At 57.8% G+C, this 25674-nt stretch carries 25 protein-coding genes; 11 read left to right on the top strand and 14 right to left on the bottom strand.

Going from position 1 to position 25674, the window contains the following annotated elements:
* The first annotated feature begins 62 nt into the window (after positions 1-62).
* Both AC2FIB_RS01720 and AC2FIB_RS01715 read left to right on the top strand, forming a co-directional pair.
* The gene (locus tag AC2FIB_RS01720) at positions 63-1355 is read left to right on the top strand and encodes an O-acetylhomoserine aminocarboxypropyltransferase/cysteine synthase family protein (protein ID WP_282150981.1); all 1293 of its coding nucleotides are present in this window, start codon (positions 63-65) and stop codon (positions 1353-1355) included.
* A gap of 3 nt (positions 1356-1358) precedes the next feature.
* Positions 1359-2069: a GNAT family N-acetyltransferase gene (locus AC2FIB_RS01715; RefSeq protein ID WP_496732999.1), complete on the top strand. Its 711-nt coding sequence runs from the start codon at positions 1359-1361 to the stop codon at positions 2067-2069.
* A 2-nt stretch (positions 2070-2071) separates the two neighbouring features.
* Here AC2FIB_RS01715 and AC2FIB_RS01710 read toward each other — a convergent pair whose 3' ends face one another.
* Positions 2072-2767: an SIMPL domain-containing protein gene (locus tag AC2FIB_RS01710; RefSeq protein ID WP_282118679.1), complete on the bottom strand. Its 696-nt coding sequence runs from the start codon at positions 2765-2767 to the stop codon at positions 2072-2074.
* A gap of 164 nt (positions 2768-2931) precedes the next feature.
* On the opposite strand from AC2FIB_RS01710, the gene AC2FIB_RS01705 reads away from it, so the two are divergent.
* A complete protein-coding gene (locus AC2FIB_RS01705; RefSeq protein ID WP_496732997.1) occupies positions 2932-5088 on the top strand; it encodes a hypothetical protein in 2157 nt (718 codons plus the stop codon).
* Positions 5089-5147: 59 nt separating this feature from the next.
* Here AC2FIB_RS01705 and hppD read toward each other — a convergent pair whose 3' ends face one another.
* Positions 5148-6245: a 4-hydroxyphenylpyruvate dioxygenase gene (gene hppD, locus AC2FIB_RS01700; RefSeq protein WP_496732996.1), complete on the bottom strand. Its 1098-nt coding sequence runs from the start codon at positions 6243-6245 to the stop codon at positions 5148-5150.
* Between the two features lie 146 nt (positions 6246-6391).
* Between hppD and AC2FIB_RS01695 the strand changes: the two genes are divergently transcribed.
* Together AC2FIB_RS01695 and AC2FIB_RS01690 are read left to right on the top strand one after the other, a co-directional pair.
* Complete coding sequence (locus tag AC2FIB_RS01695) at positions 6392-6847, top strand: Lrp/AsnC family transcriptional regulator (RefSeq protein ID WP_496738731.1); 456 nt, start codon at positions 6392-6394, stop codon at positions 6845-6847.
* A 19-nt stretch (positions 6848-6866) separates the two neighbouring features.
* On the top strand, positions 6867-8747 hold the full coding sequence (locus tag AC2FIB_RS01690) for a monovalent cation:proton antiporter-2 (CPA2) family protein (RefSeq protein ID WP_496841629.1): 1881 nt from the start codon (positions 6867-6869) through the stop codon (positions 8745-8747).
* A 28-nt stretch (positions 8748-8775) separates the two neighbouring features.
* Here the strand turns inward: AC2FIB_RS01690 and cobT are convergent, their stop codons facing one another.
* Positions 8776-9789 (bottom strand): nicotinate-nucleotide--dimethylbenzimidazole phosphoribosyltransferase, encoded by a 1014-nt coding sequence (gene cobT / locus AC2FIB_RS01685; RefSeq protein ID WP_496841627.1) that lies wholly within the window; start codon positions 9787-9789, stop codon positions 8776-8778.
* A 79-nt stretch (positions 9790-9868) separates the two neighbouring features.
* On the opposite strand from cobT, the gene cobS reads away from it, so the two are divergent.
* On the top strand, positions 9869-10633 hold the full coding sequence (gene cobS, locus AC2FIB_RS01680) for an adenosylcobinamide-GDP ribazoletransferase (RefSeq protein ID WP_496732992.1): 765 nt from the start codon (positions 9869-9871) through the stop codon (positions 10631-10633).
* On the opposite strand, the gene AC2FIB_RS01675 is transcribed toward cobS, so the two are convergent.
* The 6 genes from AC2FIB_RS01675 to AC2FIB_RS01650 all read right to left on the bottom strand — a co-directional run bounded on the left by AC2FIB_RS01675 (position 10630) and on the right by AC2FIB_RS01650 (position 16518).
* Complete coding sequence (locus AC2FIB_RS01675; protein WP_058277667.1) at positions 10630-11397, bottom strand: potassium channel family protein; 768 nt, start codon at positions 11395-11397, stop codon at positions 10630-10632. The genes cobS and AC2FIB_RS01675 overlap by 4 nt on opposite strands.
* 116 nt (positions 11398-11513) lie before the next feature.
* The gene (locus AC2FIB_RS01670) at positions 11514-12032 is read right to left on the bottom strand and encodes a CarD family transcriptional regulator (RefSeq protein ID WP_058277666.1); all 519 of its coding nucleotides are present in this window, start codon (positions 12030-12032) and stop codon (positions 11514-11516) included.
* 285 nt (positions 12033-12317) lie between these two features.
* Positions 12318-12656 carry a ferredoxin FdxA gene (gene fdxA, locus AC2FIB_RS01665; RefSeq protein ID WP_058273871.1) on the bottom strand — a complete coding sequence of 113 codons (339 nt, stop codon included), beginning with the start codon at positions 12654-12656 and terminating at the stop codon, positions 12318-12320.
* A gap of 66 nt (positions 12657-12722) precedes the next feature.
* Positions 12723-13088, bottom strand: coding sequence for an RNA-binding S4 domain-containing protein (locus AC2FIB_RS01660; RefSeq protein WP_496732991.1), 366 nt, complete (start codon positions 13086-13088; stop codon positions 12723-12725).
* Between the two features lie 6 nt (positions 13089-13094).
* Positions 13095-15926: a helicase-related protein gene (locus tag AC2FIB_RS01655; protein WP_496841625.1), complete on the bottom strand. Its 2832-nt coding sequence runs from the start codon at positions 15924-15926 to the stop codon at positions 13095-13097.
* Between the two features lie 22 nt (positions 15927-15948).
* On the bottom strand, positions 15949-16518 hold the full coding sequence (locus AC2FIB_RS01650; RefSeq protein ID WP_496732989.1) for a tetratricopeptide repeat protein: 570 nt from the start codon (positions 16516-16518) through the stop codon (positions 15949-15951).
* Positions 16519-16587: 69 nt separating this feature from the next.
* Between AC2FIB_RS01650 and AC2FIB_RS01645 the strand changes: the two genes are divergently transcribed.
* The 3 genes from AC2FIB_RS01645 to AC2FIB_RS01635 all read left to right on the top strand — a co-directional run bounded on the left by AC2FIB_RS01645 (position 16588) and on the right by AC2FIB_RS01635 (position 19750).
* On the top strand, positions 16588-16878 hold the full coding sequence (locus AC2FIB_RS01645) for an SCP2 sterol-binding domain-containing protein (protein WP_058273875.1): 291 nt from the start codon (positions 16588-16590) through the stop codon (positions 16876-16878).
* Positions 16878-17855: an alpha/beta fold hydrolase gene (locus tag AC2FIB_RS01640; RefSeq protein ID WP_496732988.1), complete on the top strand. Its 978-nt coding sequence runs from the start codon at positions 16878-16880 to the stop codon at positions 17853-17855. The genes AC2FIB_RS01645 and AC2FIB_RS01640 overlap by 1 nt, the downstream gene beginning before the upstream one ends.
* 74 nt (positions 17856-17929) lie before the next feature.
* On the top strand, positions 17930-19750 hold the full coding sequence (locus AC2FIB_RS01635; RefSeq protein ID WP_496841622.1) for a M3 family oligoendopeptidase: 1821 nt from the start codon (positions 17930-17932) through the stop codon (positions 19748-19750).
* On the opposite strand, the gene AC2FIB_RS01630 is transcribed toward AC2FIB_RS01635, so the two are convergent.
* From AC2FIB_RS01630 to AC2FIB_RS01620, 3 genes are read right to left on the bottom strand one after another with little or no spacing between them, the layout of a single operon-like run.
* The gene (locus tag AC2FIB_RS01630) at positions 19751-20638 is read right to left on the bottom strand and encodes a DMT family transporter (protein ID WP_496841620.1); all 888 of its coding nucleotides are present in this window, start codon (positions 20636-20638) and stop codon (positions 19751-19753) included.
* 13 nt (positions 20639-20651) lie between these two features.
* Positions 20652-20921: a DksA/TraR family C4-type zinc finger protein gene (locus AC2FIB_RS01625; protein ID WP_496732985.1), complete on the bottom strand. Its 270-nt coding sequence runs from the start codon at positions 20919-20921 to the stop codon at positions 20652-20654.
* Positions 20922-20979: 58 nt separating this feature from the next.
* Positions 20980-21954, bottom strand: a complete 975-nt coding sequence (locus AC2FIB_RS01620) for a Gfo/Idh/MocA family protein (protein WP_496732984.1) — start codon at positions 21952-21954, stop codon at positions 20980-20982.
* A 223-nt stretch (positions 21955-22177) separates the two neighbouring features.
* On the opposite strand from AC2FIB_RS01620, the gene AC2FIB_RS01615 reads away from it, so the two are divergent.
* Positions 22178-23248 (top strand): fasciclin domain-containing protein, encoded by a 1071-nt coding sequence (locus AC2FIB_RS01615; protein ID WP_496732983.1) that lies wholly within the window; start codon positions 22178-22180, stop codon positions 23246-23248.
* A gap of 41 nt (positions 23249-23289) precedes the next feature.
* Here the strand turns inward: AC2FIB_RS01615 and rpoH are convergent, their stop codons facing one another.
* Both rpoH and AC2FIB_RS01605 read right to left on the bottom strand, forming a co-directional pair.
* Positions 23290-24186, bottom strand: a complete 897-nt coding sequence (gene rpoH, locus AC2FIB_RS01610; protein WP_058273882.1) for an RNA polymerase sigma factor RpoH — start codon at positions 24184-24186, stop codon at positions 23290-23292.
* A gap of 146 nt (positions 24187-24332) precedes the next feature.
* Complete coding sequence (locus AC2FIB_RS01605; protein ID WP_282168528.1) at positions 24333-25367, bottom strand: RluA family pseudouridine synthase; 1035 nt, start codon at positions 25365-25367, stop codon at positions 24333-24335.
* Here AC2FIB_RS01605 and AC2FIB_RS01600 point away from each other — a divergent pair.
* Positions 25366-25671 (top strand): DUF6476 family protein, encoded by a 306-nt coding sequence (locus tag AC2FIB_RS01600; RefSeq protein WP_058277654.1) that lies wholly within the window; start codon positions 25366-25368, stop codon positions 25669-25671. The two genes, AC2FIB_RS01605 and AC2FIB_RS01600, sit on opposite strands and share 2 nt — an antisense overlap.
* Positions 25672-25674 lie beyond the last annotated feature (3 nt).

Here is a 25674-nt window from a genome sequence, read left to right as displayed (position 1 = left end):
GTCTGCGCGCGCCCAATCGCCTAGAGATTCAGCAACGCACTTTCCAACAGGAGATTTCCAAGATGTCTGACGGCCCCACCTACGGTTTTGATACGCTTCAAATTCACGCGGGCGCCCGACCCGATCCTGCAACTGGCGCGCGTCAGACACCGATTTATCAGACGACAGCCTATGTGTTCCGCGACGCGGATCACGCGGCCGCCCTGTTCAACCTGCAAGAAGTTGGTTTCATCTATTCCCGCCTGACCAACCCCACCGTGGCCGTTCTGCAGGAACGTGTCGCCACGCTGGAAGGCGGCGTCGGCGCGGTTTGCTGCTCGTCAGGTCACGCAGCACAGATAATGGCGCTGTTCCCGCTGATGGGTCCGGGCTGCAATGTGGTCGCCTCGACGCGCCTCTATGGCGGCACGGTTACGCAGTTCAGCCAGACCATCAAGCGCTTTGGCTGGTCCGCCAAATTTGTCGACACCGATGATCTGGACGCCGTGAAAGACGCAATCGACGAAAACACCCGTGCGGTGTTCTGCGAATCCATTGCCAACCCCGGCGGCTATGTCACCGACATCCGCGCGCTGGCGGATGTGTCTGACGCTGCGGGCATTCCGCTGATCGTCGACAACACCTCGGCCACGCCATACCTGTGCCGCCCGATCGAACACGGCGCGACTCTGGTCGTGCACTCGACCACCAAATACCTGACCGGCAACGGCACCGTCACCGGCGGCTGCATCGTGGATTCGGGCAAATTCGACTGGTCAGCAAATGATAAGTTCCCCTCTCTCAGTGAGCCAGAGCAGGCGTATCACGGCCTGAAGTTCCATGAGACCTTCGGCCCGCTGGCCTTCACTTTCCACGGCATCGCCATTGGCCTGCGTGATCTGGGCATGACCATGAACCCGCAGGCGGCACACTATACGCTGATGGGGATCGAGACCCTGTCTTTGCGGATGGAGCGTCACGTCGAAAACGCTCAAAAGATCGCCGCATGGCTCGAGGCAGATGACCGCGTGGAATACGTCACTTATGCCGGGCTGCCGTCTTCGCCCTACAGTGATCGGGTCAAAGCGCACTACAAGAAGGGTGCAGGTGCCCTATTCACCTTCGCGGTCAAAGGTGGCTATGACGCCTGTATCAAACTGGTCAACGCGCTTGAGATTTTCAGCCACGTAGCAAACCTGGGCGATGCACGCTCGCTGATCATTCACTCGGCTTCGACCACGCACCGGCAGCTGACCCCAGAACAGCAAGAGGCCGCAGGCGCTGGCCCCGGCGTTGTGCGGGTGTCCATTGGTATCGAAGACGCAGATGACCTGATCGCCGATCTTGATCAGGCGCTGGCCAAAGCGTCGGCCTGATCCATGAGCGGGCACAACACCAATGATCTGGGCCAACCCATCGGATTGCCGGTAACGGGCGATTTCCCTCGCCCGACACCACCTTACACGCCGATGGAGGGCCGATATTGTTCCGTTGTCCCGCTTGATGTGAATAGGCATGCGCCCGGGTTATTCCGGGCGTTTGCCAACGACACGGATGGCCACAACTGGACCTATCTTCCCTACGGGCCGTTCGACGGCGAGCGTGAGTTTGAGGATTGGACCCGTGAGACCTGCATGGATTCCGATCCGATGTTCCACACGGTACTGGACAACAACGAGACGCCGGTGGGTATGGCTTCATTTCTACGGATTGACCCGGCGGCGGGTGCGATCGAGGTGGGACACATCCACTTCTCACCCTTGTTGCAGCGTAGCCCGCAATCGACCGAGACTATGTTCCTGATGATGCAGCGCGTGTTCGATGAGTTGGGCTATCGCCGTTACGAATGGAAGTGCGACGCGCTGAACGCGCCGTCCTGTCGCGCGGCCGAGCGTTTGGGCTTTACCTTTGAAGGTATTTTCCGACAGGCCACCCACTACAAAGGCCGCAACCGGGATACGGCGTGGTATTCCATCCTCGACAGCGAATGGCCCCGCATCCGCAGCGCCTTTGAGGATTGGCTATCGCCGGACAATTTCGACCAGACGGGCCAACAAAGGCAACCTTTGAAGGCCCGCGCAAGAATCTGAGGTTACTCAGAGATTTCGAATTCCATGGTGACGGTGACCGAAACGGACACCTCGCCACCTGCGACCGGTACACCACCTGCATCCGCAGCGCTGAATTCTCGCATCATGGCAACGGGGCGCGCGCCACCGACCTGTTCGCTGATCTCTTGAACTGGTCCGAGTGTCACATTAGCCGCCTGTGCCAACTGCTCGGCCTTGGCGGTCGCTTCGGCCACAGCGTTGGCACGCGCCTGCGCTTGCAGCGGTTTTGGGTCCTGCACGCCAAAGCTCAACCCACCAAAATCATTGGCTCCGTCCTGGATAACCGCGTCCATGATCGTGCCAAGCTGCGACAGATCACGCACACGTACCACGACACGGTTCGAGGCGACAAAGCCAGAAATCTCGGGTCGATCTCCGCTGGCGCTGTTCCGGTTGTTCCATACCGGCGACAAAGACACATCGCGGGTCTGCACATCACGCGTTTCGATGCCAAGCTCCTGCAACCGGCTCAGGACCTGAGACACCGATTCCGAAGTGGCCTTCATCGCGTTCGAGGCCTGCGCGTCTTCATTGGTCACGCCCAGAGTAATAGTCGCCATATCAGGCGCGGCCTGCACGGTTCCCGCCGCGTCAACGGTGATGCGACGTTCTTCCGCATGGGTCATACCCGCAACTGACATCGTCAGAACTGCGGCTAGAAAAGCGATTTTATTCAAGGTCTTCCCTCCAATTTTCTTTCTCCCAACATGGGATGGCGAGGGTCTGCCGAACAAGGGGAAAGACCGGCTTTTTCTTTCCCTCGGCGGGATCCTGCTTTAATGTCACTCTGCGGACGAATGATCGTTTGCACAGATGCTGACAACTATGGTTTTTCCGGATTATGAAACCCGCCTTTGCGCTGTCTTTTTCTTCGACCGGAATATCCTTGCACCACCATTCGGATGGTGACTGGTTCTGCATTGGCGAGGTTGCTCTGGATGCGCCCGACCTGAATACGCAGATCATCGCATTGCGGGATCAGGGCTTTGCCCTTGAAAACGACCTGAACTGCAAGCTGGTGATACCAGCGGATCAGGTGCGGATTTTGTCCGTATCAACAGAGGGCCTAAGCCCCGAGGAAAGCGCTGAAAAAGTGCGGGCGGAACTGACCGAGGCAACTCCCTATGCGCTGGATGAGCTCGCCTTTGATACCGCAACCGTCGGTCCGACAACCCATATTGCCGCTGTCGCCAGGCAAACCCTGGATGAGGCCCGGACATTTGCCGCCGAGCACGGGTTTGTTCCGGTGCAGTATTCAACCCCGATCGAGGGTCAGGAATACCCGTCTGAACCTCGGTTCGAGATCGATACCCCAGACACGGTCATTGCTGCGGAACCGTTCGAGGTTGGGGATTCTGCCAAAACTGATGAAGAACCTATCGCAAATACGATTGCAGATTCCGAGACCCCGACAGAGTTTCATTCAGCCCCCGACACGACCGGCGCAGTAGAAACGGTTGAGGTAGAAGAACCCGCAAAAGAAAATGAGGCTGCTGCCGATCGGACGATCGCTGAAACCGAGGACCAAACGGAGTTTCCTTCCGCGCCCGATGCGACCGCAGCAGAGGAACCCGCTGAGGGTGAAGAACCTGCCAACGAAGATGATGGCCCTACCATTCACGCGATCGCTGATACTGAGACCCCGACGGAATTTCGTTCAGCGCCCCACGCGAATATTGCTGGCAAAACGAAAGCCACACCCCCGATCAACCGCTACGCCGTTCCAGCCGCGGCGGCCGCTCTTGTTGCCGGTATTGCCCTGACCGTGTGGTCGTTGACTGGATCTGACGACACCGAATCCTCAGTGGCTGAGGCGGTTTCGATTGAAGAAACTGTGCCAAACCTCGCATCTGACGAGCAGATCGCCGAGACACGGGAGGTTGACGGCGATCCGGAGCTTGAATTCGAACCCGAGGCGGTCGCAACCGCGCCAGAGGAAGAGCCGCAAACCGAACCTGTTGAAGAAACCGCCGCTGATCTCAGCGCGACCGATGCTGCAATCCTCGAAGCGCTGAACGTGGCACCGACCCAGGTCGAACCAGTGGGACAAGAGCCTGCACCAGCGGAAATCTCGTCACAAGCAGGTATCGAGATCTTCGCCCCCGAACCTTTGCCCGATCCGGTTCTGGAATCGCCAGAGGACCTGTATCTGGCATCCCTGGACAGCACTGATTTGTCGCAGGACGCGGTGGCGCTTCCGCCCGTCAGCAGCTTTGAAACTGACCTGCCGTTTGAACAAAACGCCCTGCCCGCTCAGGCCGGAGTCCAGTTTGAACTGGACGAACGCGGCCTCGTCACGCCTTCAGCCGAAGGGACCCTGAACCCCGACGGAGTAGTCGTTTACCTTGGCCGGCCCGCCAAGGTTCCCCCGGCAGTTCCGGTTCGGTTCGAACAAGAGCCGATTGAGGAAGATCCTACAGCCCGCTTGGCGCAGAAACGCCCGAATCCCCGCCCCGCTAATTTGCTGGAAAGCTTTGAACGGCAACAACTTGGCGGACGCACACGCCAAGAACTGGCGGTTCTGCGTCCAAAACTGCGCCCCAAGTCCCTGCAAAGCAGCCCTCAAATCGACGAAACGCCGACGGCTTTGGCAGTCGTTCGCGTTCCGCGCCCCAAAACACGACCAGCCGGACTTGCCCGCCCGACCAGTACAAACACAAGCACCGCCAATCTCGGGTCAACTGCTGCGGTCGATCAAAGCTCGGACGAAGCTGGCTCTTTCCAACCAAGGGCCGTGGCACCGAAAATCCCGTCGACCGCCTCGGTGGCGCGGCAGGCGACTATCGACAATGCGCTCAACCTGCGCAAGCTGAACCTGATTGGGGTTTACGGGACCCCGGCCAATCGGCGCGCGCTGGTCCGATTGCCCAGTGGTCGGTACAAAAAACTGAAAGTCGGAGACAGGCTGGACGGCGGCAGTGTCATCGCCATTGGCGATAGCGAGTTGCGGTACCAAAAGCGCGGCAGAAACGTAACGCTGAAAATGCCACGGAGCTAAGTATGAAAATGGCGGCCAAGGGATAGCCCTGACCGCCTTTTTCAGCTTAACTTATATCATTAAGCAGCTGAAATTTCACCGCTTTCGATCTGTTCGCGTTCGATGGATTCGAACAGGGCCTGAAAGTTCCCTTCGCCAAACCCGTCATCGCCTTTGCGTTGAATGAACTCGAAAAAGATCGGGCCGATCACGGTTTTCGAGAAGATTTGCAGCAAGATCCGGGTCTCGCCACCGTCCAGCACGCCCTCGCCATCGATCAGGATCCCGTGTTTGATCATCCGGTCCAGAGGTTCATCATGATCCACGACACGTTCCTTGGACATGTCGTAATAGGCCTGGTTCGGACCCGGCATGAACTTCAGGCCCTTTTCCGCAATCGCATCGGTCGAGGCGTAAATATCTTCACTACCCACCGCGATATGCTGAATACCTTCACCCTTGTACTTCTTGAGGTATGATACGATCTGCCCGGTTTCGCCCCGGTCTTCGTTGATCGGAATACGGATACGACCACAGGGCGATGTCAGCGCGCGGCTAAACAGGCCAGTGAATTTACCCTGAATGTCAAAAAAGCGGATTTCGCGGAAGTTAAACAGGCTCTCGTAGAATTTGAACCACTTATCCATGTTGCCCTTGTAGACGTTGTGCGTCAGGTGATCGAGGTAATAGAACCCATCGCCGCGCGGTTTGGACTGTTTGTTCCAGGTGAATTCCTGATTGTAAGGCGATGTTTCATAATACTGATCGATGAAATAGATCAGCGAACCGCCAATACCCTTGATCGCTGGGGCCTCCATGGTCTTGTCCGCCGCGTCATAAGGTTCAGCGCCTTTTGACACCGCGTGTTCATAGGCTTTCTGCGCGTCCACGACACGCCATCCCATCGCAGGGGCACAGGGGCCGTGTTCTGCCACGAACTTAGCGGCAAAGCTTTCTGGATCAGCATTCAGGATGTAGGTCACGTCCCCCTGCTGCCACAGCTCAACCATAGGCTTGTCCGTGTGGTGTCCGACCAGTTCAAACCCCATTTTGGCAAAAAGGTCGCGCAGTTCCTGTGGTTCAGGATGGGCGAATTCGACAAATTCAAATCCGTCGGTTCCGGCTGGATTTTCAGGGCTGATGACAGATTTCGGGGCGTTATGCGGGAAAGGACCCATGGCGCGTCTCCGTAAAAACAGGAATTTCTTTGCTGATTCCAAAATACGCCTTACCAAGCGCTGTTTCTGCGCATAGTTTTCGTGTAAACTATGATCACATGCGCAATTTGCGCATATTTTTTAAAGAATATGGAGAAAATCCGCATATGCTGGATTCCACCGATACGCGTCTGCTGTCTGCCTTGCAAAAGGACGCACATCTGACCGCGCATCAATTGGGTGAAATGCTGAACCTGTCACCAAGCCAGGCCGGGCGACGCCGTCAGCGGCTTGAGGCCGAAGGCTATATCACCGGATATGCGGCACGGCTGGATCCCCTAAAACTTGGCCTGCAGGTCCAAGGGTTCATTCAGGTGCATTTGGGCACACATGGCCCGGAACAATCCGCAAGTTTTGCCCGCATGGTCGACACCCGCGCCGAAATCACCAGCGCCTGGACGATGACCGGAGAGGCAGATTACCTGCTGCACGTCTATTGCGACGATCTTTCCGCGCTCAACCGCTTGCTTCACCAGGTGATACTGCCGCATCCTGCAGTGGCACGGGTGCACAGCCAGATCGTGATGGACCAACTTAAACGCGACGCGCCATTGCCCACCTGACCGGACCGAGAGGACAAACATGGACGATTTCCTTTACCAGGCTTCAATCTATCTGGCCGCCGCCGTGATAGCAGTGCCCTTGTCGGCACGTCTGGGGTTGGGTTCAGTTCTGGGATATCTGGCCGCCGGCATCGTCATCGGCCCAATCTTTGGCCTGGTGGGGGCCGAGACCGAAAGTCTGCAGCATGTCGCCGAATTTGGTGTGGTCATGATGCTGTTCCTTATCGGGTTAGAGCTTGAGCCACGCGCTTTGTGGGATATGCGAGACCGGCTTCTTGGATTAGGCGGCCTGCAGGTGGTTCTGTCCACCGCAGTAATCGCGGCAGTGGCCATTTATGCAAATCACCCTTGGTCGGTCGCGCTGGCTGTCGGACTGACTTTGTCGCTGTCTTCAACCGCGATTGTGCTGCAGACCCTCTCGGAAAAGGGGCTGATGCAGACAAATGGCGGCCGGGCGACGTTTTCGGTCCTTCTGACGCAGGACATCGCGGTCATTCCCATTTTGGCGATGCTGCCGCTTTTGGCGTTGCCTGCAATGCCTCATATCGAAAGCGACGGCTCAATCGACCGTGGCGCGGATGCGCTGCATGAGGCCGGACATCATAGCTTGTCACTTGTCGAGGGCCTGCCCGGCTGGGCCGTTACGCTGGTCACCATCGGCGCAGTTGCCTTCGTCATTCTGGCTGGCTTCTACCTGACGCGTCCATTGTTCAGGTTCATCCACGCCACTAGGCTGCGCGAAATGTATACGGCGCTAGCGCTGATGATCGTCGTGGGCATTTCCTTCCTGATGACACTAGTCGGACTCTCCCCTGCTCTGGGCGCGTTTCTGGCGGGTGTTGTTCTGGCAAGCTCAGAATTCCGCCACGAAATGGAAAGCGACCTTGAACCGTTCAAGGGACTTTTCCTGGGGCTGTTCTTTATCACGGTCGGCGCTGGAATTGACGTCGGCTATTTCTTCAACGACCCACTGGACCTGATCGGTTTGGCACTGCTGGTCATACTGGCTAAAGGGATCATCCTGTATTTGGTCGGTCGTGCGTTCCGGCTGCGCGGTCGGGATCACTGGTTGTTCACATTGGGTTTGGCGCAGGCAGGCGAATTCGGCTTTGTGCTGTTGGCCTTTTCAACGCAACAAAACGTCATCCCACCGGATTTGTCGCAAAAACTGCTGATGATCATCGCCCTGACAATGCTGATCACCCCGCTGCTGTTCATCATCTTCGATCTGCTGTCGCGCCGTATGGGTGATGGAGTCCCCGAGGCCGAGCCCGATGAGATCGACGAAAAAGGCCCAGTCATCATCGCTGGAATTGGGCGTTTTGGTCAGATCGTGAACCGGCTGGTCCGCGCGAGCGGGTTCAAGACCGTCGTACTGGACCACGATATTGAGACAATCCAGTTGATGCGACGGTTCGGCGTCAAGGGGTTTTTGGGTGATCCCACGCGGCCAGAATTGCTGCGCGCTGCGGGACTTGAAAAGGCAACCGTGCTGGTGGCTGCGATGGATGACCCCAAGCAAGTCACTCGTTTGGTCGGCTTTGCCCGGCGTCAGCGACCGGATTTGCACATTGTGGCCCGCGCACGTGATCGTACCCATGTCTACCAATTGTATCAGGCCGGAGCGAATGACATTGTCCGCGAGATGTTCGACGGATCACTACGGGCAGGTCGCTATGTCCTGGAAAACGTAGGTCTGAGCGAATACGAGGCAGCTCAGGCCGAGCAGACATTCTATCACCACGACCGCGCCTCTGTGCGTGATCTGGCAGAATTGTGGATCCCCGGTATGCCGACCGGTGAAAACAAGAAATACATCGAACGGGCGCGGCAGCTTGAAAAAGACCTGGAAACTGAGCTGCTGGAACTGGCCGAGAAACACGCAAAGAAATCAGCCTGACCCGGCCCTGCCGGGTTAGGCGGTTTGATCAGCCGTCCGAAACACCCGCTTCGGCAAATGTCGCCATGCCGGAATGGCATGCGACCGCGCTTTTAAGTATGTTGATCGCCAGCGCCCCGCCCGAGCCTTCGCCCAAACGCAATCCAAGGCTCAACAATGGCTCTTTGCCCAGCTTGGCCAACACCGCGGCGTGCGCGCCTTCGGCACTTTGGTGGCCTGCAACCGTGTGATCCAATGCGCCCTCGGACATGTTTGCCAGACAGGCCGCAGCCGCCGAGCAGATAAAGCCGTCAAGAATAACCGGGATACGCAAGGCACGCGCAGCGGCGATGGCCCCGGCCATGGCCGCGATTTCACGCCCGCCCAGACGGCGCAGGATTTCCAACCCGTCACCCGACCCGCCATGCAAGGCGATGCCTTCGGCCACGACGCGTGTTTTGTTGGCCAAACCGGCATCGTCTACCCCAGTGCCACGCCCAGTCCAGTCTGCGGCGTCGCCGCCGAACAAAGCGCATGCGATGGCAGCCGCCGGGGTCGTGTTGCCGATACCCATCTCTCCAACCACAAGCAAATCGGCATTGTGGTCCACGGCGGTCCAGCCCACGCGCAGGGCCTCAAGCAATTCTTCTTCGGACATCGCGGGACCAGCGGTGAAATCCGCGGTCGGTCGATCCAGATCCAGCGCGTGCACATTCATCGTCGCGCCCGCCGCTTTGGCTAGCTGATTGATCGCTGCGCCGCCATGTTCAAAGTTCATGACCATCTGAACGGTCACCTCGGGCGGAAAGGCCGACACGCCTTGCGCTGTGACGCCATGATTGCCCGCAAATACGATGACCTGAGGGGCAGAGATCTGCGGCCGGGCATCCCCACGCCAGCTCGCATACCAAATTGCCAAATACTCAAGCCGGCCCAATGCGCCGGGAGGTTTAGTCAGTTGTCCGTTACGCTCAGCAGCACCTTGCAGCGCATTGCCATCCGGTCCCGGAGCGTTACTCAGGGCCTCGCGAAGGGTATTCAGGTCTTTTAATTCCGGCAGCATCCAAAGCCTCGTTGCATCAGAGTGGTCCTGTGTGTTTAACCGAAGCGTCCGATCCAACAAGACCCCGAAAGGCGCGGCAGTGAACAAAAACGACACCAAACTGTTTTCCGCGTGGGATTTTCCGCTGTCGCTGGTTCTGTTGACGCGTCTGCCGATGCCGCGCCTGCCGGAATACTTGTTTGCGCGGCAGGCCAATGCGGCCTGGGCTTTTCCCTTGGTGGGGCTGGTCGTCGGGGCGTTGGCCTGTGCCGTCGGTTGGACGGCCGGTGCATTCGGCCTACCTGCATTCGCCAGCGCCGTAATACTTGCGACGGTGCTAGTGATCGCCACAGGCGCGATGCACGAAGACGGGCTTGCGGATACGGTCGACGGGTTCTGGGGCGGGTTCACCACCGAACGCCGCCTGGAAATCATGAAGGACAGCCATATTGGTGCTTACGGCGTTCTAACTCTGATCTTTACCCAACTGCTGCGCGTCGCGCTGATCGCGGCGCTTCTGTCGGCCAACGCATTTGCGGGTATTCTGGCGGCCTGCATCGTCTCACGCGCAGTCATGCCTATCCTCATGGCAGCCTTACCCAACGCCAGAAACAGCGGGTTGAGCCATTCGGTCGGCGGCCCAAAGGCCGAGACTGCGGCGACAGGCTTTGGCCTTGCAGTCATCTTATCGCTGCTGCTGATTGGACCAAGCACACTGATGGCAACGGTATTTTCCGCGCTGATCGTTGGAATCTTGGCACTCGTCGCCAAGACCAAAATCAAAGGGCAAACGGGCGATGTTCTGGGCGCCTCGCAGCAACTGGCAGAGCTTGCGTTCCTTTTGGCATTGGTTGCAACGCTCTAAGTCGTCCCGCCTGTTTCGATCCTCAGGGTTTCGCCGCAGTGCTTGCAGTGAACTGCGTCTGGATCGTGACGATACAGGCCACAGTTTGAGCATTTGTGACGCACTTTCTGCGGCATGAAAATCGCCTGCGCCAACCGGACGAACAACGCCACGCCGACGATCATGATGAAGACCGAAAACAATTTGCCCCCCGGCGTCGCCAGCGTGATGTCTCCGAACCCGGTGGTCGTCAGGGTTGCCATGGTGAAGTAAAGCGCATCGATATAGGCGTGCGGGCTGTTTTCCGGGATGAAGAACACCAGAACGGCGGTGGACGTGGCGAACACGAACACCAACAGGTTGATCGCCGCGATCACCGCGTCCTCATGCGTCCGGAAAAAATCGCTGTCCCGTCGCAGATCCCTGAGCAGGTGATAGGAATGGATCAGGCGTAGCGCTCGTAAGATACGCAGGAACGCCAGATTCCAAGGAAGAAACAGATCAAGAAACAGCGAGACGATCACAACAATGTCGGCCATCGTGTAGACTTGGCGCAGCAGCTTCCAGCGATCTTTCGAAATCCACATCCGCGCCGAAAAATCCAGCACGATGAAGAACCCGATGATCAGGCTGGCAACGGTGAATCCCGTGCCGTGTTCGCCATTTGCCGTGGCGACAAAGAAAACGATGGTGATCGCGTCAAAAAGGATCAAGCCATAGCGAAACCAGACGGAAATGGGGTCGTGGCCGATATATAGATATTTAACTGTCTGTTTTAGGTTCACTGTCTACGCGCCTCTTCTTGCTGGAAAATTAGCCGTAAACTGAGCTTTCACCAAGCCATCAACACGAAAAAGCCGCCCCCTTTCGGGAGCGGCCAGAAAATTGACTGGAGAAGCGATCAGGCAGCCGCGGCCGCGCGCGAGGTCAGAACCTCATCAATCTGCTTGGCCGCCGATACTTCACCTGCGCCGGACACAGCCGCGACTTCGCGGGTCAGGCGTTCCAGCGCGGCTTCGTACAGCTGACGTTCCGAATAGCTCTGTTCGCGCTGGTCGTCAGTGCGGTGCAGATCGCGCACAACTTCAGCGATCGAGATCAGATCACCGGAATTGATCTTTTGTTCATATTCTTGCGCCCGGCGCGACCACATTGCGCGTTTCACCTTGGCCTTACCCTTCAGCGTTCTCATCGCCTGGCTTATAACGTCAGGAGAGCTAAGGGACCGAAGGCCGGATTCGGTAACCTTGTTGGTCGGCACCCGCAGGGTCATCTTGTCTTTTTCAAAAGAAATGACAAACAGCTCGAGCGAGTATCCCGCGACTTCCTGCTCTTCGATCGAGATGATCTGGCCCACACCATGGGCGGGGTAGACAACATAATCGTTCGGGCGGAACTCAAGCTTTTTCGACTTAGACATACAGGTTCATCCTTGGTTACAAGAGAGAGGCAGAGACAACAAAAGACCCCAAACCGCGCCACTATCTGGCCCAGTCAGGCGGTAAGTTTGTCAAAAAATCAGAACTCCAAAGCGTACATACTTACGGAGTCATCCCCATCTCATTCTTCATTCAGTTTCTGAGTATATCACAAAATTGCGACGCCCGAAAGTCCGGCCCCCACATTGGTGAAGAAACCCCAGACTTTTCAAAGCGATACAACAGAAGACCGCTATTCAAACTACCCGGTTCAGTTACCGAATCGCTTAACCGCCTTCGCCGGGTGCTTCGGAGAAATACTTCTCCATTTTGCCCTCTTCGCCGTCACGCTCTTCCGCTTCAGGCAAGGGGTCTTTCTTGGTCACGATAACCGGCCACTGTTCCGAGAATTTTCGGTTGAACTCGACCCACTGTTCCATTCCAGGCTCAGTGTCGGGACGAATGGCGTCCGCAGGGCATTCGGGTTCACACACACCACAGTCGATGCATTCGTCGGGGTGAATGACCAATGTGTTCTCACCTTCGTAAAAACAATCCACCGGACACACTTCGACGCAGTCGGTGTATTTGCAGCCAATGCAGTTTTCGGTGACGACATAGGTCATTGTGGGATTCCCATTCTCGGTTTGGGCGTCTAGCTAATTCAGTCTGGCCTTCTCTTCAAGGTAGGATCAACCATCCCGGGGGCGAGAAAGATCAAGCGCGCGCCTATCTTTCTTTGTTGGACGACCCCTTCCCTCAAATCCCGGATTCTTAGGAGGCACGTCCTTCTTTTCCGTTATATCGAAGTATAACGTTTGTGCCTCGGTCGCCGGGCCACGCCTTTCCCCCAGTGCTTCGACGCGTACTACGCGCACGATACGGCCTTGGGGGAAGGTCAGAACGTCACCGGGCCCGACGGCCTGTGCCGGTTTCAGAACCCGGTTTCCGTTCAATCGGACATGGCCGCCGCTGACCTGTTTGGCGGCCAGGCTGCGGGTCTTGAAGAACCGCGCCTGCCACAACCATTTGTCGATCCGCAGCTTGGCCTCGGCCATCGCAGATCAGTTGCCGTCCTTCAAACCCATAAGCGCTGCTGCAAACGGGTTATCGGGGTCGATCGCCTTTTCCTTCCGGGGCGGACGGGATGAGAAGGTCTTGCCACCTTGCGGTTTTCCACCCTTCTTACCCTGCGGTTTGCCGCGGCCGTCCTGAGGTTTGCCGCGCGGCTTGCCTTTTCCTGGCCCCTGCCCTTGCCGCTGTTCGCGGCGCGGAGCGCGGTTGGCTGGACGCTGGCGACCCCAGGTGAAAGTGTAGAACACCTCAACTTCGGTCTCATCTGAGGCGGGTTCGGTTGCCGGAGCCTCGACTACCGCCTCGGTGCTTTCGGTGGCCTCGGCTGGCGCCTCGGCGGTCGCGACGACCTCTTCGACTTCTGCCTCGGGTGCCGGGGTTTCTTCGGCGGCAGGTTGTTCCGTCACATCGGTCGCAGGCTTTTCGGCCTCGACCGGTGCAGCTTTCACCTTTTCACGCTCACCGCGCTCGGCCTTATAGCCCAGCCCTTGCATCAGATCCGCGAACTGCTCAAGCGTCATGCCGGTGATCGACAGCATATCGGGCTTGGCCTCGAAACCACCCCGGCTGTCTTCGGCACGCAGCATGTCTGCCAGACGTTCCAGCATGTCGATACGGATCGAACGCTCGCCCGCATCGCGGTAACCGCACATAGTATCGTAGCCATCGGGCGCGCCTTTGGCGACCGGAACCGTGACCAGACCCGGAGGCGGCGCGTCAGGGAATTCCTGCAACCCACCGGCCAGAGCCCAAAGAACCAGACGCAGACGCGTAGGCGCGGGTTTCAGCAGAAGCGGCATGAAGATTGTGAACTGACCAAACCGGATGCCGTGCTTGCGCAAGGCTCCGCGGGCGTCCTGATCCAGATCTTTGACCTCTTGCGCAACACCTGCGCGGGGCAGAACGCCCAGCCCTTCAACCATGCGGAAGGCGAACCCTTTGGCCAGACCTGACAACTCTTCGTCGCGCGACAGGTTCAGCAGCGGCTCGAACAACGCCGCAACCTTGCGGTCGATGAAGTGCTGCAAACGGCGCTGCACTTTCTGTTCGACATCCGGGCCTGCGGCCTCATCCACAAAAACCTCGACCATCGGCTTGAGAGGTTCTGCCCCGGCAACCAACTTGCCAACAGCATACTCACCCCACATCAGGCCACCCTGATCGGTAAAATCAATTTCGGTATCGGGCGCGTTATAGAAGCGGTCTGCACGCAGATGGAATTGCGGTGCGAGTGCTTGCAGAGAGGCCGATTTGAGAGCTTTCGCCTCGGTTCCCTGTGCGCTTTTGTCCGGGGTAAACCGGAACCCTTCCAGACGACCGACGAATTCTCCTTCGACGGTCACTTCACCCTTGTCATTTACTTCGGCCAAAAGGGCCTCCTTCTGTTTGAGCCGGCGCAACAACACTGACGTGCGCCGGTCCACAAATCTCTGAGTCAAACGATCATGCAGAGCGTCCGACAGCCTGTCTTCTACAATGCGCGTTTCCGCGCGCCAATGTGATTCGTCACGCACCCATCCGTTTCGTTGCGCAACATATGTCCAGGTGCGAATATATGCCAACCTTTTGGACAGTGCATCAATATCCCCATCTGTTTTGTCGATGCGGCGGATTTGCCGCGCCATGAACTCGTCAGGGATAGCGCCGCGTTCATGCAGATGACCATAGATCACCTCAAGCAGGCTGGCGTGTTCTGCGTGGCTGATACCGCGAAAATCGGGGATTCGACACACATCCCACAGCAATCGGACGGACGGCCCATCGCTGGCGCGGGCGATGACCTCGGCCTCCTGAGACAGCGATTTCAGAGCGCTCATGTCGTCTGCGGGTCGGGCCTTGATCAGATGTTCACTGTCCGGGCTGACTTCCAATGAGTCGATGAGGGCCTCAACCGAACCAAACCGCAAAGCGGCATTCCGCCAATTCAGCTTTTTCATCGGCGTGAACCGGCTGTCCATGATCGCCTGCGCGACCCCGTCGTCCAGCGGAGGGGCTTCACCAGTCACCCCAAAGGTGCCATCAGACATCCCGCGCCCTGCCCGGCCTGCGATCTGGGCCAGTTCATTGGGGGCCAGGTGGCGCATCCTACGACCGTCGAATTTGGTCAGCGACGAAAACGCCACGTGGTTCACATCAAGATTCAAACCCATCCCAATGGCGTCAGTTGCAACGAGGTAGTCCACCTCACCGTTCTGATACAGCTCGACCTGCGCATTCCGGGTGCGCGGGCTGAGCGCGCCCATAACGACGGCCGCCCCGCCCTTTTGGCGGCGCAGCAGCTCGGCAATGGCGTAGACGTTATCGATCGAAAACCCGACAATGGCACTACGTGCGGGCATGCGGCTTATCTTTTTCGAGCCGGAATAAACCAGCTGAGACATTCGTTCACGGCGAATGAACTGCACTTCGGGCACCAGCGCCGCAATCGGACCGCGCAAAGTGTCAGAGCCCAGAAACAGCGTCTCGTTCGTTCCGCGCGAACGCAGCAGACGGTCGGTGAAAACATGTCCACGCTCGGGATCTGCACACAGCTGGATTTCGTCGATGGCTACGAAATCTGCGCCCATGCCTTCCGGCATCGCCTCAACAGTGCAGACCCAATACTTAGCACGCGGCGGAACGATCCGCTCTTCACCCGTTACAAGGGCAACGACCGACGGTCCGCGGATCGCGACGATCTTGTCATAGACCTCGCGCGCCAGCAGACGCAGCGGCAGGCCGATCACACCTGTCCGGTGCCCCAGCATCCGCTCAATCGCGTAATGGGTTTTGCCTGTGTTGGTCGGGCCCAGTACGGCCACGATTCGGGATGACCCGCTCACCTTTGCCCCCTGCCCCAGCTTGTTAGAGGGCCGAGCCCTCGACCCGGGGCTTCAGTCGATTCACGGCATTGGTTACTTCTTCGTGATGGGGATGTATAGCTAAAGCACGCTCGTAAGCGTCCAGCGCTTTGTCGGGTCGATCGATGATCTCAAAAATCAGTCCCAATCCGTAGATAGCCTCGTAGTTGTTGGGGTTCAGCGTCAGGGCGTATTCCAGATCAGCCGCAGCCATACCGAAACGTTCGATCCCAAAAAAGGCCGATGCCCGCACGTGCCAGGCTTCGGCGAATTGTGGCGCGTGATCAGTCAGCGCAGTCAGATGCTGGATCGCGGCCAGCGAGTCGCCGTCCTCCAGCGCCTCTCGCCCGCGCTCAAGCAACAGATCTGCCGAGGCCGAGCCAGACTGTGCCCACAGCGCCTTAAGCTGACGATCTATGTTCATCGCCTGTTCGGGGGTTGCCTGCGACAGTTGCAACAATAGCTGTTCTTCATCCTTGGAATCCGCCGTTTGGGCGAAACAAGGAATGGAAAACGTGACTAGAAGCGCTGTTGCCGCGACGATACCTTTGAGATTGGTGCTTGCAATGCTCATAACAACGTTCAGTGTAGCGCTGCGCCCGCGGATGTCCATTCCCGGCGCACAAACATAGTGAGGAGAATCATGAGCGACACTCTGGAAAAAGCGGCAGCCGCATTGAACGAAAAACTGTCGGGCGGCGATTTTACCGCGTCGGCAAAATTTGCCATCGCAGATCTGGGCTCAATCGTTCTGGACGCAAGCGGCGCGCGCGTCAGTGACGAAGAAACAGACGTCACCATGAACGCCGATGCGGACACGTTCGAACAAATACTCAGCGGTGAATTGAACCCCACCGGCGCGTTCATGTCAGGCAAGCTGACCGTGGATGGTGACATGGGCGTTGCCATGCAACTGGCATCGGCACTGGCCTGATGGACCTGTCGCCGGCCCCTTTCTTTGCAGACATGGCCGGCGTCCCCGCCGGTGGTCAGGCTCATTGGCTGAACACAGCGGACAACACACGCATTCGGGTGGGCCACTGGTCGCCCGAACGCGATGCCTGCGGCACGGTGATGATGTTCCCCGGCCGCACCGAATACATCGAGAAGTACGGCAATTGCGCGGCCGAATTCACTGGCCGCGGCTTTGCCTTCCTGGCTGTCGACTGGCGCGGTCAGGGTCTGGCCGACAGGCTACTGGATGACCCGCGCGTCGGGCATGTCGAGCAGTTCACGGATTATCAACAAGATGTTCAAGCCACACTGAACCTGGCAACCGAGCTGAATCTGCCGAAGCCTTGGTTTGTGATCGGACATTCCATGGGCGGGGCCATCGGTATGCGCGCGGCTTTGGAAAAGAACTGCTTTGCCGCCTGCGCCTTTACCGGACCGATGTGGGGCATTTTCTTTACGCCGATCATGAAACCGCTCAGCCGTCTGACAGCCTATTGGGGGCCTAGGATCGGGTTGGGGGAAAAAACACCACCGACCACATCCTTGGAAAGCTATGTGGCCTCCCAACCGTTCGAGGGGAATGTACTGACCCGCGATCCGGACATGTTCCAGATGATGAAGGATCAACTGGCTTCACAGCCCGAACTGGCGCTTGGTGCGCCTTCGACCATCTGGCTGCGCGAAGCCTTGGATGAATGCGCCTGGTTGATGGACCAGGCCGCTCCGGATACGCCATGCCTGACCTTTCTGGGCAGCCATGAACAGATTGTCGACCGCAAGGCTATCCGCGCCCGCATGGCGAACTGGCCCAGTGGCACTCTGGTCGAAATCCCAGATGGCGAACACGAAGTTCTGATGGAGGCACCCGACGTGCGCGGGCCGGTCTTTGACCAATTGGCCGCTCATTTCAAAGCCACGCAAACTGACGCGGTGCCGGAACCGGTTCTGTCTTCCTAAGTCCGATCACGCACCGCTTGTGATCCCTGCCTCGCGCGCCTAGATGTTGGCGAAAGCTATTATCGAGGTGATCCATGCGCGACCTTCCTTTTCCTGTCCGAGACGCAAATGCTGCCGGAGGTGCCGGCAATCTGGGCAACCTGCCGGAATGGGATCTAACCGATCTCTACACCTCAGAGGACGCCCCCGAACTGTCCCGCGATCTGGACTGGTTGGAAAAGGAATGTGCCTCGTTTGCCGAAAACTACGAGGGTAAGCTGGCTGATCTGGATGCTGCGGGTCTGCTGAACTGCGTCGAGCGCAATGAGAAGATCAATTCAATCGCCGGGCGCATCATGTCGTTTGCTGGTCTGCGGTACTATCAGCTGACCACAGATGCCGAGCGTGCCAAATTTCTGTCCGACATGCAGGAAAAGATCACCATCTTCACCACCCCCTTGGTGTTTTTCACGCTCGAAATCAACCGCATCGACGATGATGTCCTGAAGGCACATTTCGATGTGAATGCCGATCTGGCGCGGTACGAGCCGGTGTTCCGCCGCATCCGCGCGATGAAACCCTACCAACTGTCCGACGAGCTTGAGAAATTCCTGCACGACCTCGGCGTTGTTGGCGACGCGTGGGAGCGTCTTTTTGACGAAACCATTGCCGGGTTGACCTTCACTGTTGATGGCGAAGAACTGAACATTGAAGGCACCCTGAACTTTCTGACAGAGCAGGACCGTGCCAAACGCGAAGCAGCCGCGCGCGAGTTGGCCGCAGTGTTTCAGGACAACGTCAAAACCTTCGCCCGTGTCCACAACACACAGGCCAAGGAAAAGGAAATTGTCGACCGCTGGCGCAACATGCCGACCGCGCAAACCGGTCGCCACCTGTCCAACGACGTGGAACCCGAAGTCGTTGAGGCCCTGCGCGAGGCGGTCGTGGCCGCCTACCCCAAGCTCAGCCATCGCTATTATGAGCTGAAACGCAAATGGCTGGGTCTGGATGTCATGCAGGTCTGGGATCGTAACGCTCCGCTGCCGATGGAAGACACCCGCATCGTTGATTGGGATGAAGCCGAAAAGACAGTGATGGACGCCTATACTGCCTTCGATCCCCGCATGGGTGAAATCGCGGCTCCGTTTTTCTCGAAGGGTTGGATCGACGCTGCGGTTAAACCCGGGAAGGCTCCGGGCGCGTTTGCGCATCCGACCGTCACCGAGGTTCATCCGTACGTGATGCTCAATTATCTGGGCAAACCGCGCGACGTGATGACACTGGCGCATGAGTTGGGGCACGGCGTCCATCAGGTACTGGCGGCCGATCAGGGCGAGATGCTGTCTTCTACCCCACTGACGTTGGCAGAAACGGCTTCGGTCTTTGGTGAAATGCTGACCTTCCGCAAGATGTTGGACAAGGCCGAAACTCCGGAACAGCGCAAGGTGCTGCTGGCCGGCAAGGTCGAGGATATGATTAACACGGTCGTACGTCAGATCGCCTTTTACGACTTTGAATGCAAACTGCACGCCGCCCGTCGCGAAGGCGAGCTGACCCCGGATGACATCAACGCTTTGTGGATGAGCGTTCAGGCCGAAAGCCTTGGGCCCGCATTTGAATTCATGGATGGGTACGAGACCTTCTGGGCTTATATCCCGCACTTCGTCCATTCACCGTTCTACGTCTACGCCTATGCGTTCGGTGACGGTTTGGTGAACGCGCTATACTCGGTCTACGAAAGCGGTGCGGACGGGTTCGAAGACAAGTATTTCGAAATGTTGCGCGCTGGTGGGTCCAAACACCACAAGGAACTGCTGGCACCGTTCGGATTGGATGCAAGCGATCCCAAATTCTGGGACAAGGGTCTGTCGATGATTTCCGGCTTTATCGACGAGCTGGAAGCGATGGAAAACTAGTCACTTCTGGCTTTTGGTCGTCAGGAAAATGGCGACCACAATCAACACAGCCCCTAGGGCCGCGACCGGCGTGATTGCGGCCCCCAGAAACAGGGCTGAGTTGATGAACGTGAACACCACAGATGCGGCGAACATCAAGGTCGCGGTCAACGTCGAGACCCGCGCGGCGGCCTCGTACCAGAGGTAGTAGGCCAAAGCGGTCGGCAGCACCCCCAACAAAATCAGGAACACGGCATCGTTGGCTGTTGGTATTTGCAGTGAAAATGCGGCCAGCGGGACCAATAGCACACCCGAGCACAAGAATATCCCAAATAGGAAGTTCAGACGTTCTCCGGTCGTTTCAGAATTTCGCATCGCCCGGCTGCTCGAGATTAGGAAAACCGCCCAGCTTAGCCCTGCGCCAATTTCAAGCAAGTCCCCGAACAGGGGCTCTCCACCGCCTTGGAAATCCTGATAAACCGTTAGGAATACGCCGAAAATCGCCAACCCCGTGGCAAGTATGTCTGTGCGTGTAACGGGCGTGTCGGCAAAGAAATACAAGAAGATCAGCACAAAGAATGGCGCCGTGTTCTCAAGAACCATGGCATTGGCTGCACCGGTATGTTCAAGCCCGATATGGAACAGGATGTAGTTGACCACGGTGGACAGAACGGCCAGCCGAAAATTCCAGTCATTCAACCGGATCGAAACAGCGACCTGCATCACGCGCAGCATGCAATAGATGGCGATGGCTGCGATGAACAGGCGCGTTACCGCGATTTGCAGCCCTCCCAGATCGCTGGTCAGGTAGCGGACTATGACGCTGTGCGTGCCCCACAGGAAAGCCGCAAGAAACCCAAGAACCAGCCCGTTTTGCAAGAGTGGCTGCTTCTCTTTTGCGTCGGGCATCCCTATGCCCCGCTTACTTCAACTGACTGTCTTTTGAACCACGGCGATTGATGCCAGAACGGGCCTTGAAGGCCCCGTCCCGATCCTGCTGGCAATCCAGGCAGAGTTTAACACCAGGAATGGCGGCCCGTCGCTTTTCTGGAATTGGCTCTTCGCATTCAGCGCAATGGGTCAGGCTTTCCCCGCCAGGCCGCTTTTGCGCCTGCATCCGGGCCAGTTCGTCCGTAATGGACGCCTCAATCTGTTCACTCACCGCGCCGTCACGCGCCCAGCCGCCTGCCATGGTCTCCCTCCTGATCAGGTGACGACCAGAATAGTCCAGCCGAGTGCTGCGTGGCAAGTCAGAGGGCGACCGCGCCCTCAAACACCCTGTCAATCATTGCTTGCGTTCCACGCGAGAATTCCAGCGGGCATGGGTAGTTGGCCCCGTCGCGGACTGACTTGCAGAATGCCTCGACCTGAAGCTTGTAGTGATCGTCGCCCGGGAACCGCGTGACCTGAACCTCAAGTCCCGGACGATGCAGTTCCACCCGTGCCTCACCAAAAACACGCGCATTGAAAGGCGCGGTCATGCGGATCACGCCACCCTCGCCATGGAACACCATTTCCTGATGCGGGTGCATCCGGATCGAGACGTAGCTGGAATAGGTAAAATCGGGGAATTGCGCGCGTATCTCGGTGAAGGCATCAATGCCATCTTCCCAGCGGATCGCGGATTGCACCGAAACTGGTTCTTGCCCAGTGGCGAACCGGGCGCTGCCAATCACGTAGACGCCGATATCGCGCAGCCCACCGCCGCCGGTTTCGGCCCGGTTTCGGATGTTGCCGGTGTCCGCCCGATTGTCAAAGCTGAACGCGCCGGTCACATGCACAAGCTTTCCGATCGCCCCATCCGCGATCAGTTGCCGTACGAATTGCCACTGCGGGTGGTGCACGATCATGTACGCTTCGGCCGCCAGTAAACCGGTCTGATCCCTTTTTTCGATCAGCGCATCAAACTCGGGCGCGGACATGGCCATGGGCTTTTCACACAGAACATGCTTACCCGCGTCCAGTGCCTTGAGGCTCCATTCGACATGCAGATGGTTGGGCAGCGGGATATAGACCGCGTCGATCTTGGGATCGGCCAAAAGGGCGTCATAGCTGCCATAAACCGTCAGATCAGGGCAGTACTGCTGGAACGGCTCAGCCTTGGCTGCGTCCGACGTGGCAAGACCTGCCAACCGGGCCCCGTCCGCCGCGTGAATTGCCGGCGCCATGAACTGTCGTGCGAATTTCGCGGCGCCAAGAACGCCCCATTGAACAGGTTGCTGCATACCGCCGCCTCATCCTTTGTTAGCTTGTGCCGTCTCTATCAGGGAATCGCTTTAAAGTCAGGGGTTTCGTGGTGTTTTCCGCCCATTAACGCACGCAAACCTGAGAATTTCTTGATCCGTTTCATTGTCTGCGCCGTAGCAACTATGTCACCGGGATGTCGGCATTGTCCGCTTTTGCACCCGGGATTGATGTTGTGACCAACTGGGTGGGAGATTACCGGACATGCCAACACCGACAGAGACAATTACCGGAACCGTGTTGATGAGCGGAGCCGTTGGCTCGTTCGATGACAACAACGGAGATTTGGACATCCTGCGCGAGGCCGTTGTTGCCGCTGGCCTTGCTGGTGCACTGGATGACCCCGAGGCCAGCCTTACGGTATTCGCCCCAACCGACGCCGCCTTTATCGGACTTGCCCAGGCTCTGGGCTATGCGGGTTCGGACGAAGCAGGCGCGTTGGGGCACATCGTCAAGGCGCTGACCCTGTTGGGCGGAGGGGATCCCATCCCCCTGCTGACAGAGGTGCTGAAATACCACGTGGTGAACGGGGAATTCGACCTGGCTGCCGTTGCCGGCTTGGGCGACGGCGCGCAGATCGAAACGTTGCAGGGTTCGTCAGTTGAATTGAACCTTCAAAGCGCCCCACCAAGTCTGGGCGATGCGGATGACGGCATCGCCGATCCGGGTATCATCCAAACCGATATTGAAGCCACAAACGGGATCATTCACGCCCTAAACGGAGTCCTTCTGCCTGTATCGGTTACGGACATTCTGGGTCAGAAGAACACCGATTTCATCCTCGGCGACGACTCGGACGAGTTCTACTTTACCGGGCGCGGTCAGGACTTCGTTCATGGTGGTGGCGGAAATGATGTCATCAATACTGGCCGAGGCAATGATGTCGCGCTTGGAGGCGCTGGACACGACGTGATCTTTGGCGGTCGTGGCAAAGACATTCTGCGCGGTGATGAAGGCGAAGATACGATATTCGGCGGCAGAGGGGCCGATGTGATCGACGGTGGAGCCGATGATGACATCATGTTCGGCGGACGTGGCAAAGACATGTTTGTCATTGAAAACGGGGATGGCGATGATTGGATCGTCGACTTCCGGGTCGGAAAGGACAAGATTGACTTGTCCGGCTACGAAGGCATCGCCGGATTTGAAGATATCGAGGATGATATCTCCGGTGGCTTCTTCCAGACCACCATCGAACTAGGGGACGGGGACAGTATTGTCCTTACGGGCGTTGGAGCCGGACATCTGACCGAAGACAGCTTTATTTTCGCCTAAAGAAAATCAGCCCGCCGTTGTGGCGGGCTGAACCAATGGGGTCAGACAGTACCCAGCATGCCCTTTTCACGGGCCAACTCGCGCATCTTTTTCTGCAGCTTCTCGAAGGCACGAACCTCGATCTGACGAATACGCTCGCGGCTGACATTATACTGCGTGCTGAGCTCTTCCAGCGTGACGGGCTGATCCATCAGACGGCGCTGAGTCAGGATGTCCTTTTCCCGGTCATTCAGGACATCCAGCGCAGCCGCAAGAAGCTCGCGGCGGGCGTCAAGCTCGTCGCGAGCTTCGTAATCGCCGGCCTGATCTGCATCTTCGTCCTCAAGCCAGTCCTGCCATTGCATGGTGCCTTCGCCTTCGGACCCGACGGTCGCGTTCAGCGAGGCATCACCACCAGACATCCGGCGGTTCATGCTGATGACTTCAGCTTCGGTCACGCCCAGATCAGTAGCGATCCGCTTGACGTTTTCAGGACGCAGGTCGCCTTCTTCCAGTGCACCGATACGGGCTTTGGCTTTGCGAAGGTTAAAGAACAGCTTTTTCTGTGCCGATGTCGTGCCCAGCTTGACCATCGACCACGACCGCAGAACGTATTCCTGGATCGAGGCACGAATCCACCACATTGCATAGGTCGCCAGACGGAAACCTTTTTCCGGATCAAACTTTTTGACTGCCTGCATCAGGCCCACATTGGCCTCGGAAATCACCTCGGCCTGTGGCAGGCCATAGCCGCGATAGCCCATAGCGATCTTGGCCGCCAATCGCAGGTGCGACGTGACCATCTTATGTGCAGCTTCAGTGTCTTGCTCTTCGACCCAACGCTTGGCGAGCATGTACTCTTCTTCCGGCTCAAGCAGCGGAAATTTGCGAATTTCCTGCATATAGCGGTTCAGGCCGCCCTCGGGCGTCGGCGCGGGGAGATTTGCGTAATTTGCCATGATTCATGTCCCTCCGACAAATGTTTACTTCGTTAACATGGGATATGGGAATAAGTCCCGATCCATTCAAGAGGTACCGTTAACAGTTTGAAATTAACGATTGATAAAGGAAAGCTAAGAACGCGTTACTCACGTATGTTTGCGTATTATGTCAGCGGCGCGCGCAGTTGTTCAATCAGAAATTCCATATCATTTGGCAAATCGGCCTCAAACCGAAGGTTTTCGCCTGTCACAGGGTGCTCAAAGCCTAAAACTGCGGCATGCAGCGCCTGTCGCGAAAAACCGCGCACGGCCTCGGCAGCGGCCGGGTTGAAGGCTTTCGCCGCAAGCTTGCGTTTACCCCCATACACCGGATCGCCAACCAGCCCATGCCCGGCATGGGCCATATGGACACGGATCTGGTGCGTTCGGCCGGTTTCCAGCCAACATTCAATCAGCGCGATGCCTGCCGGGTTGCCAAATGTCTCGACCAACCGCGCCCGAGTTACCGCATGCCGACCACCGTGGAACAGAACCGCTTGTTTCTGCCGGTCGTTTTTGTGGCGCGCCAATTGCGTGGTCAGGCGCATGATATTGCCCGGTTCAAAGCTGACACCCTTGATGCCGCGCAAACGTGGGTCATTCGCATCCGGTACGCCGTAGCAAATCGCGCGGTAATAGCGTTCGACGCTATGCGCCTCGAACTGCGCCGCCAGACCGTGATGGGCCGCGTCAGACTTGGCGACCACCAGCAAGCCGCTGGTCTCTTTGTCGATGCGGTGCACGATGCCAGGGCGTTTGACGCCCCCCACACCTGACAGGTCCTCGCCACAATGATGCAGCAACGCATTGACCAGCGTTCCGTTGGGCGAGCCCGGCGCAGGGTGAACGACCATGCCTGCCGGTTTGTTGATGACGATCAGGTCCGCGTCCTCATAGACGACGTTCAGTGGGATATCTTCTGGACCGATGTGGCTTTCTTCGGCTTCGGCGACGGAGATTGACACGGAGGCACCTTCGGCCACCTTGGCCTTTGGGTCCCGAACTTCGACCCCGTCGATGGTCACCTCGCCGTTTTCGATCAGACGGGTCAGGCGGGTGCGCGACAGGTTTTCATCCGCTGGTACATCCCGTGAAAGCGCCTTATCAAGGCGTGGCGGCGGATCGGCCGCGATCTGAAATTCAATCTGGCGGGTGCCCATGACTGTCCCTTCCGAACCCCAAGAACCGCAGGAAACACCGCAGCTTCGCTTGCTGCGGCGCATGGTCATGCTGCTGACCGCGGTGATGATTGGCGGGGTTCTAGTGACATTCGCACTGATTGTCATCCGGCTATCGGACAGAACCCCTACCCTGCCCGATCAAATCGAACTGCCGGACGGGGCCAAAGCTCAGGCCGTGACCATCGGCAGCAACTGGTACGCGGTCGTGACCGACGACAACCGCATCCTAATTTTTGACAAGACGACCGGAAAACAGCGTCAGGAAATCGCCGTTCAGGAATAACGA

Source organism: Ruegeria sp. YTSA072, assembly GCF_059610285.1.
Note: the sequence above shows the minus strand (reverse complement) of the source record. Positions and strands in the feature narration are given on the sequence as shown.

Bases quoted from the DNA above. Each gene is read 5' to 3' on its own strand.
- hppD (WP_496732996.1), bottom strand. From the start codon at position 6,245: ATGGGTCCTTTCCCGCATAACGCCCCGAAATCTGTCATCAGCCCTGAA.
- cobT (WP_496841627.1), bottom strand. From the start codon at position 9,789: ATGCTGCCGGAATTAAAAGACCTGAATACCCTTCGCGAGGCCCTGAGT.
- AC2FIB_RS01650 (WP_496732989.1), bottom strand. From the start codon at position 16,518: ATGAGCATTGCAAGCACCAATCTCAAAGGTATCGTCGCGGCAACAGCG.
- AC2FIB_RS01690 (WP_496841629.1), top strand. From the start codon at position 6,867: ATGGACGATTTCCTTTACCAGGCTTCAATCTATCTGGCCGCCGCCGTG.
- AC2FIB_RS01640 (WP_496732988.1), top strand. From the start codon at position 16,878: ATGGACCTGTCGCCGGCCCCTTTCTTTGCAGACATGGCCGGCGTCCCC.
- fdxA (WP_058273871.1), bottom strand. From the start codon at position 12,656: ATGACCTATGTCGTCACCGAAAACTGCATTGGCTGCAAATACACCGAC.
- AC2FIB_RS01635 (WP_496841622.1), top strand. From the start codon at position 17,930: ATGCGCGACCTTCCTTTTCCTGTCCGAGACGCAAATGCTGCCGGAGGT.
- rpoH (WP_058273882.1), bottom strand. From the start codon at position 24,186: ATGGCAAATTACGCAAATCTCCCCGCGCCGACGCCCGAGGGCGGCCTG.
- AC2FIB_RS01630 (WP_496841620.1), bottom strand. From the start codon at position 20,638: ATGCCCGACGCAAAAGAGAAGCAGCCACTCTTGCAAAACGGGCTGGTT.
- AC2FIB_RS01645 (WP_058273875.1), top strand. From the start codon at position 16,588: ATGAGCGACACTCTGGAAAAAGCGGCAGCCGCATTGAACGAAAAACTG.
- AC2FIB_RS01615 (WP_496732983.1), top strand. From the start codon at position 22,178: ATGCCAACACCGACAGAGACAATTACCGGAACCGTGTTGATGAGCGGA.
- AC2FIB_RS01720 (WP_282150981.1), top strand. From the start codon at position 63: ATGTCTGACGGCCCCACCTACGGTTTTGATACGCTTCAAATTCACGCG.
- AC2FIB_RS01625 (WP_496732985.1), bottom strand. From the start codon at position 20,921: ATGGCAGGCGGCTGGGCGCGTGACGGCGCGGTGAGTGAACAGATTGAG.
- AC2FIB_RS01670 (WP_058277666.1), bottom strand. From the start codon at position 12,032: ATGTCTAAGTCGAAAAAGCTTGAGTTCCGCCCGAACGATTATGTTGTC.
- AC2FIB_RS01705 (WP_496732997.1), top strand. From the start codon at position 2,932: ATGAAACCCGCCTTTGCGCTGTCTTTTTCTTCGACCGGAATATCCTTG.
- AC2FIB_RS01695 (WP_496738731.1), top strand. From the start codon at position 6,392: ATGCTGGATTCCACCGATACGCGTCTGCTGTCTGCCTTGCAAAAGGAC.
- AC2FIB_RS01660 (WP_496732991.1), bottom strand. From the start codon at position 13,088: ATGGCCGAGGCCAAGCTGCGGATCGACAAATGGTTGTGGCAGGCGCGG.
- AC2FIB_RS01620 (WP_496732984.1), bottom strand. From the start codon at position 21,954: ATGCAGCAACCTGTTCAATGGGGCGTTCTTGGCGCCGCGAAATTCGCA.
- AC2FIB_RS01605 (WP_282168528.1), bottom strand. From the start codon at position 25,367: ATGGGCACCCGCCAGATTGAATTTCAGATCGCGGCCGATCCGCCGCCA.
- AC2FIB_RS01715 (WP_496732999.1), top strand. From the start codon at position 1,359: ATGAGCGGGCACAACACCAATGATCTGGGCCAACCCATCGGATTGCCG.
- AC2FIB_RS01600 (WP_058277654.1), top strand. From the start codon at position 25,366: ATGACTGTCCCTTCCGAACCCCAAGAACCGCAGGAAACACCGCAGCTT.